This is a genomic window from Tsuneonella sp. HG249 (assembly GCF_053819205.1).
On record NZ_JBSOQY010000001.1, the window covers coordinates 44,008 to 55,809 of the forward strand.

Below are 11,802 nucleotides of genomic sequence, written 5' to 3' on the forward strand. Positions count from 1 at the left end.
GCCAAAGACGCGCCCGAACGGCTGCAATTCCCTTCTTGGGGCGGCTCAAGCGTAAGGACCATTCGTGCTGCTGTCACTACTGGCGGAGACCGCTTCGCAGGCGATTCACTTCGAGGACCTGGGTCTGCGAAGAGGCATCGATCTGGGCTTCTTCGAGCTGCGCTATTACTCGCTGGCCTATCTCGGCGGGATCGTCCTCGGCTATTGGCACCTGACCCGGATGATCAAGGCGCCGGGCAGCCCGATGGCGCAGCGCCATGCCGACGACCTGTTCTTTTACTGCACGATCGGCATCATCCTGGGCGGGCGATTGGGCTACGCGCTGTTCTATTCGCCAGACTTCTACCTGCTCAAGAACCCGCTCGAGTTCTTCAAGCTGTGGGAAGGCGGGATGAGCTTCCACGGCGGTATCTTGGGGGTGGTCGTGGCGATCGCCTGGGTCTGCCGGCAGGGCAAGATCAGCTTCCTGCGCACTGCCGACTACATCGCGGTCAACGTGCCGTTCGGGATGCTGTTCGGGCGCCTGGCCAATTTCGTCAACGGCGAGCTGTGGGGCCGCCCGACCGACGTGTCGTGGGCGATGATCTTCCCCGACGACCCGCTGCAGTTGCCGCGTCACCCAAGCCAGCTCTACGAGGCGGGGCTGGAGGGAGCGCTGCTCATCGCGGTGATGCTCTGGCTGTTCTGGAAGACCAAGGCGCGCTGGCGGCCCGGCCTGCTCGTCGGGGTGTTCACCGCCGGCATCGCGCTCGGGCGGTTCACGGTCGAGTTCTTCCGCGAGCCGGACGCCCAGCTCAGCGAGTTCGCGCGCCAGAGCGGGCTCAACATGGGCCAGTGGCTGACGATTCCGCTGATAATTCTCGGCATCGCGCTGGTCGTGCGCGCGCTAACTCGTCCGCCGCTGGGGGGCCAGGCGGCGCAGCCCGCCGCCGCATGACGGGAGAAACGCCGCTGGCGGAGATTTTCCGCCGGCTGATCCGCTCCAGCGGGCCGATCAGCCTCGCCCATTTCATGGCCGAGTCCAACGCGCGCTACTACGCCTCGCGCGATCCGCTCGGGGCCGGGGGCGACTTCGTGACCGCGCCCGAGATCAGCCAGATGTTCGGCGAGCTGATCGGCCTGTGGTTCGCCGACATGTGGGTGCGCGCCGGCCGGCCGGAGCCGATCGCCTATGTCGAGCTCGGACCCGGACGCGGCACGCTGGCCAAGGACGCGCTCCTGACGATGAAGCGTTATGGCCTCGAGCCCGAGGTACACTTCGTGGAGGCTTCGCCGGCCCTGCGCGAAATCCAGACCGAAGCCGTGCCCCACGCCGTCGTCCACGCGGACCTCGACAGCCTGCCCTACGACCGCCCGCTGCTCATCGTCGGCAACGAATTCCTGGACGCCCTCCCTGTGCGCCAGCTCATCCGCGCCGCCGAGGGTTGGCGCGAGCGGATGGTCGGGCTCGACGGCGACCGCTTCATCTATGTCGGGGGCTCGCAACCGATGGATGCCGCGGTGCCGCACGAATGGCGGGGCGGGCGGCAGGGAACCATCATCGAGACCTCGCCCGCCGCGGCCGCCATCACCGGCGAGATCGCCGGCCGGCTGGCCGAGCAAGGCGGCTGCGCGCTGCTGATCGACTACGGCCACGTCGACATGCGCGCGGGCTCGACCCTCCAGGCGGTGCGCGCGCACCGCAAGGTCGACCCCTTCGAGGCCCCCGGCGAGGCGGACCTGACCGCTCACGTCGACTTCGCGACCCTCGCGCAAGTCGTCGGCGCACGGGGGGCGGCATGGATGGGAACCCGGACGCAGGGCGAGTGGCTTCGCACGCTCGGCATCGAGACGCGGACCGAAGCGCTTGCGCTGCGCACGCCGCAGCGGCGCGGCGAGTTCGTCACCGCGCGCGACCGGCTTATCGCCGACGACCAGATGGGCTACCTGTTCAAGGTGATGGGCATCGCCGCCCCGGGATGGCCCCGAGGCGTGGGGTTCGAACAGGAGTGAACGGCATGCGGCTATTCCCGGTTGCGTTCATCGCAGCGCTGGCCTGCACCCCGCTAGCCGCAGCCGAGCCGATCGACGGCCTGTGGATCACCGCCGAGAAGACCGGGCAGGTGCGGATCGGCGATTGCGGGTCCACGCGGTGCGGGCGCCTCGCGAAGTTCCTCGTCGTGCCGCCCCAGGGCCTCGACCAGCGCGACACCAACAACCCCGACAAATCGCTGCGCGCGCGCAAGCTGCTCGGCCTGCCCATTCTCACCGGGTTCAAGGCGGACGGCAAAGTCTGGCGCGGGACGATCTACGATCCCAAGGCGGGCAAGTCGTACCGCTCGATCCTGCGCCGGCTCGACGGCGGGCGGCTCGAGGTCAAGGGCTGCATCGGACCGTTCTGCCAGACCCAGATCTGGCGCCGGGCCGACTAGCTCCGCATCGACGCGAGCGGAATCTCGAGGTCGACCTCGAGCCCGTCGGCACTGAAGCGACGCTCCATCCTGCCGCCGAGCTGGCCCTCGATCGACATCTGCACCAGCCGCGAGCCGAAGCCTTCGACGCCTGGATCGGTTACCGCCGGCCCCCCGCGCTCGCGCCACGCGATGCGCGAGACGCCCTCTTCCTCGGGGCAATCTATCGTGATCGCGATCGAGCTGCCTTCGACCGAAAGCGCGCCGTACTTGGCCGAGTTCGTCGCCAGCTCGTGGAAGATGAGCGCCAAGGGGGTCGCGGCGCGCGGTCCGATCTCGCACTCTGCGCCGTCTACCGAGATGCGGCCGTTGTCGTCCGCATAAGGGGCCATCAGCTCGCTGAGCAGGCCGCGCAGGCTGTCGCCCTTTACGCCTTCGACCGGGCGGACGAAGTCGTGCGCCCGGCCCAGTGCGCGGATGGCATCGACGAGCTCGGCGGCGAATTCCTTGGCGGTGGGGTGGCGCCGCGCGCGGATCGAGACCAGCCCGGCGACCACGGCGAAGATGTTTTTGATCCGATGGGACAGCTCTTTCGCGAGCAGATCGCGGCTTTCCGACAGCCGGCGGCCGCTGTCGATGTCGGTGAGCGTGCCGTACCAGCGGACGACTTCCCCCGACGAGTCGGTCATCGGAAGCCCGCGCGACAGGGTCCAACGCCAGCTCCCGTCGGCCTGCCGAAGGCGGTACTCGCTCTCGAACGGCTCACCCTTCGCAAAGCTCGCGTCCCAATCGGCGAACGCGCGCTCGGCGTCCTCCTTGTGAATATGCGGCCGCCAATCGTCGGCCAACTTGGGCCGCGCGGCGCCGGTCACTTCGGACCAACGCTGATTAAAATAGTCGAAATTGCCCTGGCCGTCCGCCGACCAGATCACGCTCGGCAACAAGTCGGCAATCTCGCGCATGGTGCGCGCGCTTCCCGCGATGTGCTCGGCCGCGGCGCGTTGTTGGCGCAAGGCATTGAGGCGCTGCATGGCGGAACGGGCCAGCACCTGCAGGCCTTCGCGCTGGAGATCGGTCAACCCTTGTTCCCGAGGAACGGTATCGATCACGCACAGAGCGCCCAGCGGCGCGCCTTCGCGCGAAATGAGCGGGGCACCGGCGTAGAAGCGGATATGAGGATCGCCCACGACCAAGGGGTTGTCGGCAGACTGCGCGTCCTGCGCCGCATCGGTCACGACGAGCGGCTCAGCCCGGTGCATGGCGTGACTGCAGAAGCTGGTCGAACGCGGCGGCTCGACCATGTCGGAGCCGCTGCGGCCGACGAACTGCTGCGTTTCGCCCAGCACCAGCGAAACAAACGCGACGGGCGTCTCGCACAGCCGCGCCGCGAAGGCGGCGATTTCCGACAGCTCGGGATCGCCCTCCGGCCCGATCCCCTCGGCTCCGTGCGCGGCAAGGATCGACAGCCGTGCATCATCCGTGCGGAACTGAGGCGCAGGCGCCGCCCCGGCAGGCCAGGAGGATGGGTCAGTGGTTGGCACGAGGGATCCCTAAGCTGTCGCCCCGATAGTCGAGAATTCTCAAATTTTCAAACGTCTTGCGCCGGAAAACTAATTCGAAGGCAAGTTGTTGGCGCAGTTGAATTTGCCCGGCTCAAGCGGCTCGTCTATGCGCCTCGATACAGAGGAGTTCATCGTCTTGCGTGCCACCCCCCATTTCGATTTTCAGCTCGGCGAAAGCGCCGAAATGATCCGCGAGGCCGCCGCCCGCTTTGCCGACGCACAGGTGGCCCCGCTCGCCGAGCGGGCCGACCGGGAGGACTGGTTTCCGCAGGAGCTGTGGCCGGCGATGGGTGAGCTCGGGCTGCATGGTATCACGGTCGACGAGGAAGACGGGGGCTTGGGGCTCGGCTACCTTGAGCATGTCATCGCGGTGGAAGAGATCAGCCGGGCCAGCGCCAGCGTTGGCCTAAGCTACGGCGCGCATTCGAACCTCTGCGTCAACCAGATCCGCCGCTGGGGCAATCCCGAGCAAAAGGCCAAGTACCTCCCCAAGCTGATCAGCGGCGAGCATGTGGGCAGTTTGGCGATGAGCGAGGCGAGCGCCGGTTCGGACGTGGTGTCGATGAAGCTGAAGGCCGATGCGGTCCAGGGCGGCTACGTGCTCAACGGCACCAAGTTCTGGATCACCAATGCGACCTATGCCGATACGCTCGTGGTATATGCCAAGACCGACGGGCACGCCGGCTCTCGCGGGATCACCGCGTTCCTGATCGAGAAGGACATGCCCGGATTCTCGATCGGCCAGAAGATCGACAAAATGGGGATGCGCGGCAGCCCCACCGCCGAGCTGGTGTTCGACGACTGCGAAGTGCCCGACGAGAACGTCATGGGCCCGGTCAACGGCGGGGTCGGCGTGCTGATGAGCGGGCTAGACTACGAGCGCGTGGTGCTCGCGGGCTTGCAGCTCGGCATCATGCAGGCGTGCCTCGACACGGTCATCCCCTACCTCCGCGAGCGCAGGCAATTCGGCAAGCCGATCGGCGCCTTCCAGCTGATGCAGGCGAAGGTCGCCGACATGTACGTCGCGCTGCAATCGGCGCGGGCCTACACCTACGCGGTGGCCAAGAACTGCGATGCCGGCGCGACGACTCGTTTCGATGCGGCCGGCGCGATCTTGCTCGCCAGCGAAAACGCCTTCCGCGTCGCGGGCGAGGCGGTCCAGGCACTGGGCGGCGCCGGCTACACCAAGGACTGGCCGGTCGAACGCTACCTCCGCGACGCAAAGCTGCTCGACATCGGCGCGGGCACCAACGAGATCCGCCGCATGCTCATTGGCCGTGAGCTGATCGGGGCGGCGGGGTGACCTTCATCTATCTGGCAGCTGCCGCCATGATCATCACAGCGGCGATCCACTCGCTCGCCGGCGAGCGCATGGTCGTCAAGCCGTTGGTCACCGCCGACCACCCGGTTATCCGTGCAAAGGGCCGGCGCGCAATCATCCGCCCGGCCTGGCATCTGACTAGCCTGTTTATGCTGACGAATGCTGTGGTGGTGACGTGGCCGGACGCACCGGGTGGGCTCGTCGGGTTGATCGGAGCGTTCTGGCTGGTCGTCGGCATCTTTGCCTTGGTCAGCTCTCGCGGGCGGCACGTGGGATGGCCTTCGCTTACGGCATCCGGGGTTCTGGCTTTGCTGGGGGCCAACCTATGACGGGTCCCACCCTCACCACCAAGCTCGACCGCGAGAGCGCCGAGGCCAAGGCTCGGTTCGCGCATAACAAGCGCCTCGCCGACGAGTTGCGCGCCAGAGTGGCCGAAGCCGCGCTCGGGGGCCCCGAGAAGCATCGCGAGCGGCATGTCAGCCGGGGCAAGCTGTTGCCGCGCGAGCGGGTCGAGCGGCTGCTCGATCCCGGATCGCCGTTCCTCGAGATCGGCCAACTCGCCGCCAACGGGATGTACGAAGGCGACGTCAGCGGCGCCTCGATGATCTGCGGCATCGGACGGGTTAGCGGGCGGCAAGTGATGATCGTCGCCAATGATCCGACGGTCAAGGGTGGCAGCTACTACCCGATGACGGTCAAGAAGCACCTGCGCGCTCAGGAGATCGCGACCGAGAACCGCCTGCCGTGCGTCTATCTGGTCGACAGCGGCGGGGCCAACCTGCCCTACCAGGCCGAGGTGTTCCCCGACCGCGATCACTTCGGGCGGATATTCTTCAATCAGGCGAACATGAGCTCGCTCGGTATCCCGCAAATCGCTTGCGTGATGGGCTCGTGCACCGCGGGCGGCGCCTACGTCCCGGCCATGTCGGACGAAACGGTGATCGTGCGCGAGCAGGGGACGATCTTCCTCGCCGGTCCACCGCTCGTGAAGGCGGCCACGGGCGAGGAGATCTCGGCCGAGGATCTGGGCGGGGGTGACCTCCACGCCAGGAAATCGGGGGTGGTCGACCATCTTGCCGAGAACGACGAGCATGCGCTGACCATCGTGCGGGATATCGTCAGCCACTTGGGCGCCAACACCGGTGCAGCGAAAGACGTGGCGCTGAAGGACCCGCGCCCGCCCAAATTCGACGCGGAAGACCTCCATGCCCTGATCCCGGACGACGTGCGCGCACCCTACGACGTGCACGAGGTCATCGCCCGGATCGTTGACGGCAGCGAGTTCCACGAGTTCAAGGCGTTTTACGGTTCGACGCTCGTCTGCGGCTTCGCGCACATCTGGGGGATGCCGGTGGCGATCCTCGCCAACAACGGCGTGCTGTTCTCCGAGAGCGCGATGAAGGGGGCGCATTTCATCGAGCTCGCCTGCCAGCGGCGCATTCCGCTGCTGTTCCTGCAGAACATCTCAGGCTTCATGGTCGGCGGCAAGTACGAGGCCGAAGGCATCGCCAAGCACGGCGCCAAGCTCGTCACAGCGGTCGCCACCGCCACCGTGCCCAAGATCACCGTGCTGATCGGCGGCAGCTTCGGCGCGGGCAACTACGGCATGGCCGGCCGCGCCTATGGGCCGCGCTTCCTGTTCACCTGGCCCAACGCCCGCATCTCGGTGATGGGCGGTGAGCAGGCGGCAAGCGTCCTCGCGACGGTGCATCGCGATGCCGACAGCTGGACGCCCGAGCAGGCGGAGGCATTCAAGGCGCCGATCCGCCAGAAATACGAGGACGAGGGCAACCCCTACTACGCCACCGCGCGGTTGTGGGACGATGGGGTGATCGATCCGGTGCAGACCCGCGACGTGCTCGGCCTCGCCTTCGCCGCGACGCTCGAGGCGCCCATCCCCGAGCGTCCCGCCTTCGGCGTCTTCCGCATGTAGCCTCGTCCTTTTGCTTTTCTAACATAAGTTGCTAGCCTCCCCTCGGAGAGTGGGATGAGCAACCGGGTTCCGAAAGTGTCGCTGTTGTCGCGCTTCGTGAGGCGCGCGCTGCTGGCTCTGTACCGGTCGAAAGGCTGGCAACTCGAGGGCGTGCACCCGGGGGTGCCGAAGTTCGTCATCACAGGTGCGCCGCACACCTCCAACTGGGACTTCGTGTTCTTCCTGGGGGCAACAAATCAGCTCGGCATCCGACCGAGCTTCATGGGCAAGAAAGCGCTGTTCCGCTGGCCGATGAAGCGCTTCATGCGCGACATGGGGGGCGTTTCGATCGACCGTTCGAAGCGCGGATCGAACTACGTCGACCAGGCCGCACGCGCCTTCGCCGAAGCAGACGAACTCGCTCTGGTCGTCGCCCCCGAGGGCTCGCGTCGGTCCGATGGCGCGTGGCGCTCGGGCTTCTGGCATATCGCCCGCGCGGCCGGCGTGCCGATCGTGCCGGCATGGGTCGACAACGCGACGATGCGCGGCGGCATTGGCGCGCCGTTGTGGCCCAGCGACGACTACGCCGCCGACCTCGCCTGCCTCGCGGCCTACTACCGCTCGGTGCGCCCCGACTGCGCACGGTTCGACATGCTCGAAGCCTCGCTCGCGCTTCCGCAGGATCTCGCCGCATGATCGAGGCGCTGGCCGCCAACGCGGCGATCCTGCTCGGGGCGGTGCTGGTCCTGTGGCTGGTTGCGGTGCGTATTGACGACGTCTCGTTCATCGACGCCTTCTGGGGCGGCGGCATGGCGCTGCTCGCCGGGGTGAGCTGGCTGCGGCTGGCCGAGCCCGGGCCGCTGGCGACCCTCATCGCCGCAATGGCTGTCCTTTGGGGTTGCCGCCTGGCGATCTACCTGTTCCGCCGCTGGCGGCGCGACGGCGAGGATGCGCGTTACGCCCGCATGCTCAAAAAGGCGCGCGAGCAGGGCCGGTTCGCCAGCGCCGCGCTGACGAAGGTATTCCTCGGCCAGGCCGTGCTGCTGTTCCTCGTCAGCAGCCCGGCCCAACTGGGCATTCTCGCCGCGGGCGGTAGCGAGCCCATGGGTGTCCTTGCATGGCTGGGTCTCGCCTTGTGGCTCGTCGGGGTCTTCTTCGAGTGGGTCGGCGACTGGCAGCTCGCCCGCTTCCGCGCCGATCCGGCCAGCAAGGGCCAAGTCATGGACCGCGGCCTGTGGCGCTATACCCGGCATCCCAACTATTTCGGCGACGTATGCGCGTGGTGGGGCATCTGGCTCGCCGCCGCATCCGCCGGCTGGTGGGTTGCCGCATGGACCGTAGCCGGGCCGGTGTTCCTCACCTTCACCCTCACCCGGTGGTCGGGCAAGCCGCTGCTGGAGGCGGGCCTCACCAAGCGACGGCCGGGCTACGTGGTTTACGTCGCGCGCACATCGGGCTTTTTCCCCCTGCCCCCCAAGAGCCACTGACACGCGACCCCTTCACGCCGCGCCAACGGTTCCCTAGATTGCGGTTCATTAGCATTCGACGGGAGCGATTCATGGGCGGCGCCGGGACGGAACCCGACAGCGAGAAGGCGCGGTTGATCCGCTTCGCCATGCGGCTGATCGAGGAGCGCGGCCACGAAGTGACGCGGAGCGCGCTGGCCTCCGCCGCCGGCGTTTCAAGAGCGCGCGTCGAAGTGCTGTTTCCCGAGGAGACCGACCTCTTCGACGGGGTGGTCGAAACCTGGTTCGCCGAACCGACCGCGATCATGGAAGAGGTCCTCGCGAGCGACCTGCCGCCCAATCGAAAGATGTTCGAGTTCTTCGCCCGGCGCTTCGCCCTGCAGCGCGCGCGCTACCGGGCCGATCCCGCCGCCTTCAAGGTCTATTGCGAGCTCGGCACGACCCATTTCGAACGGGTCCGCAGCTATATCGATCTCGCCGACCACTATCTGTGCGAGCTGATCGCCCAGGCCCAAGCCGAAGGCGCCTTTGCCGGCCTGGCGATCGACGAGGCACTGAGCCTCATCAACCAGATGACCCACCCCTATACAATGGCCGAAATCCTCACGTACCTCGACGAGCGGCTGAGCGAGGAGAAGCTGGGCCGGATCGTCGACACGATCTTCACGGGTCTCAGCGCCGAGGAGCGCGGTGCGCGGGGCGTGACGGGGTTGCGGGCGGCCTAGCCGGCGATCAGCGTGACGCGCCCGGTCGCGGGCACCTTCACCATGTCGCTGGCCCGCAGGTAGGTTTCGATCGCATCGAGATCGAGCGGGCCGACGGTCACGTCGGTGCCCTCCTTCAAGACCGCGAAGTTGTCGCCGCCCGAGGCGATGAAGTTGTTCACCGTCACCCGGTAGGTTGCGGCGGGATCGATCGGTTTGCCATCGAGCGTCGCCGCGATCACCCGCTCGCCGGAAGGCTTGGACGGGTCGAGCGTCATGGCAAAGTTGCCGCTGGCCGCTAGCACGTTGGGCTCGTTGAGATTGGCGAACTGCTGGTCGAGCAGGCGCAGGATCTGCGCCCCGGCCAGCGTCATCGTGACCAGCGTGTTGCCGAAAGGCTGAACCGCGTAGACATCGCCGAAGGTGACCATGCCACCTTCTCGCGCGGAGAGGTCGCTGCGCACCCCGCCGGGGTTCATGAAGGCGACCTGGGCGCCGGCAGCGCGGGTCGCGGCCAATTGCGAGTCCGCGATAAGGTTGCCGAGCGCGCTTTCGGGCCGCCCGCGCGTGGCCGTGCCCGAGATGCGGCCAACCGGACGATTGGCGACCTCCGCAGCGGCCGCTACGTAGCCAGCGACGTAGGCGGCTACCGCGGGGTCCGCGGCCACGCTCTCGAAGGCCGGATTGGCGGGCCTGCCCTCGCCGGCGCTTTGCACCGGTACGTTGCGCGCGGTGACGCCGCTGACGTCGCTGGCGCGCGGGTCGATCGTCAGCGCGATGTCGGTCAGCATCGTCCCGAACGAACCCGCGCTCGTGACCGTGAACCGCCGCGCGGGATCTACGGTGGCGAAATCGCAGACGTAGGCGCGATGCGTATGCCCCGAGATGACCAGGTCGACGCGGGGATCGAGCCGCTCGAGTATCGGACGCAGGTCCCCGGCGATGGCACCACAGCCGGTGAAGCTGGCCCCCGGCTCGGGCACGAGGCCCTGGTGGATCGCCACGACCACCGCGTCGGCCCCCTCGGCAAGCACCTTAGGCACGAGCGCATTGATTGAATCCGCTTCGTCCTCGAACGTCACTCCGGCGATGCCCACCGGGTCGACAATCTGCGCGGTTCCTTTCAGCGTCAGGCCGATCACCCCCACCGCAACGGCCCCGGCGCCGCTGCCGAAGCGCTTGATGCCGTAGCCGGGGAACAGCGTCGTCCCGTCGGGCATGCGCACGTTGGCGGCGAGCATGGGGTAGTCGCTGCCCTTGTAATCACGCTCGACCGCGCACGGTTCGCGCAAGGTCAGTTTTTCGCAGCCGCCCTCGCGCAGCCGCTTCAGCTCCTTCCAACCGCGATCGAACTCGTGATTGCCGACGCTGGTGAAGTCGATCTTCGCGCGGTTCATCACGCCCACGGTCGGCTCGTCGAGAAACAGCGAACTGACGAGCGGACTCCCGCTGATGAGGTCCCCGGCACCGATAGCCATGCTATGTTCGTTCTGCGCGCGGATCTTGGCCATCGCGGATACGAACCAGGCCGCACCGCCGGCGTAGACCTCCTGCTTCCCCCCTTGGCCATCGTCCAGCACGACCGGACGGCGCACCGGCTCGAGATTGCCGTGAAAGTCGTTGAACCCCGCGATACGCACGATGACCGGCGCGGTCGCGGCGGGCGGAACGGTGGCGCAGGCGGCAAGGCCGAGCGCAAGCGAAGACGCGAGAAGCGGGCGAAGCATAGTCCGCAGGTGCCAGCCCCGGAACGCGTCAACAAGGCAAAATTGCGCGCCTTTCCGAAGCGATTGGGGGGAACGGCCCCTCTCCGCCGCCGTTCAGGAGGCAAAGGCGGGAGTGCCAGAACATAGGAGGTCTCCATGCAGACCGATCAGACCGCTGTAATTGCCATTCTCGCGCTCATCGTGGTCGCCGCGCTGGTGCTGTGGTTCCTCTACCGATCGCGCCGGACCGCCGCTTTGCGCGAGCGCTTCGGCAAGGACGAATACGATCGCACCCGGCAGACACTCGGCGGGCGCAGCAAGGCCGAGGAAGCGTTGATCGAACGAGAGAAAAGGGTCGCCGCGCTTGACCTGAGGCCCTTAGGTCCTGCCGAGCGTGAGCGGTTCAGCGGAGAATGGCACGCGGCCAAGGCCCGCTTCGTCGACGACCCCGCCACCGCCGTGCTCGAGGCTGACCGGGCGATCGGCGGCGTGATGGGCGCGCGGGGGTACCCCGTGGACGACTTCGACGCTCGCTATGAAAGCCTGACGGTCGATCACGGCGAAGTGGCGCGCCACTACCGCGCCGGGCATGACATCGCCGACAAGCAGAAGGCCGGCCAGGCGACGACCGAGGATCTGCGTCAGGCTATGATTCACTACGAGGCGCTGTTCGACGAACTCGTCAACGAAGAGCCCGAGCGCCCGGAGGGAGCGGTGACCCGCCAGGCGCAGCCAGTCTAG

At 67.3% G+C, this 11,802-nt stretch carries 12 protein-coding genes; 10 read left to right on the top strand and 2 right to left on the bottom strand.

Features of this window, described 5'->3' with window-relative positions:
- Positions 1 to 64: 64 nt before the first annotated feature.
- Genes lgt through ACWPM1_RS00225 form a run of 3 tightly spaced genes read left to right on the top strand, consistent with a single transcriptional unit; the run spans position 65 to position 2,411 of the window.
- Complete coding sequence (gene lgt / locus ACWPM1_RS00215) at positions 65 to 937, top strand: prolipoprotein diacylglyceryl transferase (RefSeq protein ID WP_455692840.1); 873 nt, start codon at positions 65 to 67, stop codon at positions 935 to 937.
- Positions 934 to 1,992, top strand: coding sequence for a class I SAM-dependent methyltransferase (locus ACWPM1_RS00220; protein WP_455692841.1), 1,059 nt, complete (start codon positions 934 to 936; stop codon positions 1,990 to 1,992). The genes lgt and ACWPM1_RS00220 overlap by 4 nt, the downstream gene beginning before the upstream one ends.
- A 5-nt stretch (positions 1,993 to 1,997) precedes the next feature.
- The gene (locus ACWPM1_RS00225) at positions 1,998 to 2,411 is read left to right on the top strand and encodes a DUF2147 domain-containing protein (RefSeq protein ID WP_455692842.1); all 414 of its coding nucleotides are present in this window, start codon (positions 1,998 to 2,000) and stop codon (positions 2,409 to 2,411) included.
- On the opposite strand, the gene ACWPM1_RS00230 is transcribed toward ACWPM1_RS00225, so the two are convergent.
- Positions 2,408 to 3,931, bottom strand: coding sequence for a sensor histidine kinase (locus ACWPM1_RS00230; RefSeq protein WP_455692843.1), 1,524 nt, complete (start codon positions 3,929 to 3,931; stop codon positions 2,408 to 2,410). The two genes, ACWPM1_RS00225 and ACWPM1_RS00230, sit on opposite strands and share 4 nt — an antisense overlap.
- 157 nt (positions 3,932 to 4,088) lie before the next feature.
- Here ACWPM1_RS00230 and ACWPM1_RS00235 point away from each other — a divergent pair, with 157 nt between their 5' ends.
- The 6 genes from ACWPM1_RS00235 to ACWPM1_RS00260 all read left to right on the top strand — a co-directional run bounded on the left by ACWPM1_RS00235 (position 4,089) and on the right by ACWPM1_RS00260 (position 9,376).
- Positions 4,089 to 5,255, top strand: a complete 1,167-nt coding sequence (locus tag ACWPM1_RS00235; protein ID WP_455695086.1) for an isovaleryl-CoA dehydrogenase — start codon at positions 4,089 to 4,091, stop codon at positions 5,253 to 5,255.
- Complete coding sequence (locus tag ACWPM1_RS00240; protein WP_455692844.1) at positions 5,252 to 5,602, top strand: hypothetical protein; 351 nt, start codon at positions 5,252 to 5,254, stop codon at positions 5,600 to 5,602. Before ACWPM1_RS00235 ends, ACWPM1_RS00240 begins: the two co-directional genes overlap by 4 nt.
- Positions 5,599 to 7,206, top strand: a complete 1,608-nt coding sequence (locus tag ACWPM1_RS00245) for a carboxyl transferase domain-containing protein (protein WP_455692845.1) — start codon at positions 5,599 to 5,601, stop codon at positions 7,204 to 7,206. Before ACWPM1_RS00240 ends, ACWPM1_RS00245 begins: the two co-directional genes overlap by 4 nt.
- A 54-nt stretch (positions 7,207 to 7,260) precedes the next feature.
- Positions 7,261 to 7,881 carry a 1-acyl-sn-glycerol-3-phosphate acyltransferase gene (locus ACWPM1_RS00250; RefSeq protein ID WP_455692846.1) on the top strand — a complete coding sequence of 207 codons (621 nt, stop codon included), beginning with the start codon at positions 7,261 to 7,263 and terminating at the stop codon, positions 7,879 to 7,881.
- Complete coding sequence (locus tag ACWPM1_RS00255; RefSeq protein WP_455692847.1) at positions 7,878 to 8,672, top strand: DUF1295 domain-containing protein; 795 nt, start codon at positions 7,878 to 7,880, stop codon at positions 8,670 to 8,672. Before ACWPM1_RS00250 ends, ACWPM1_RS00255 begins: the two co-directional genes overlap by 4 nt.
- Positions 8,673 to 8,743: 71 nt before the next feature.
- Positions 8,744 to 9,376, top strand: coding sequence for a hypothetical protein (locus tag ACWPM1_RS00260; RefSeq protein ID WP_455692848.1), 633 nt, complete (start codon positions 8,744 to 8,746; stop codon positions 9,374 to 9,376).
- On the opposite strand, the gene ACWPM1_RS00265 is transcribed toward ACWPM1_RS00260, so the two are convergent.
- Positions 9,373 to 11,082, bottom strand: coding sequence for a bifunctional metallophosphatase/5'-nucleotidase (locus tag ACWPM1_RS00265; RefSeq protein ID WP_455692849.1), 1,710 nt, complete (start codon positions 11,080 to 11,082; stop codon positions 9,373 to 9,375). The two genes, ACWPM1_RS00260 and ACWPM1_RS00265, sit on opposite strands and share 4 nt — an antisense overlap.
- A 135-nt stretch (positions 11,083 to 11,217) precedes the next feature.
- On the opposite strand from ACWPM1_RS00265, the gene ACWPM1_RS00270 reads away from it, so the two are divergent.
- On the top strand, positions 11,218 to 11,802 hold the full coding sequence (locus ACWPM1_RS00270; protein WP_455692850.1) for a hypothetical protein: 585 nt from the start codon (positions 11,218 to 11,220) through the stop codon (positions 11,800 to 11,802).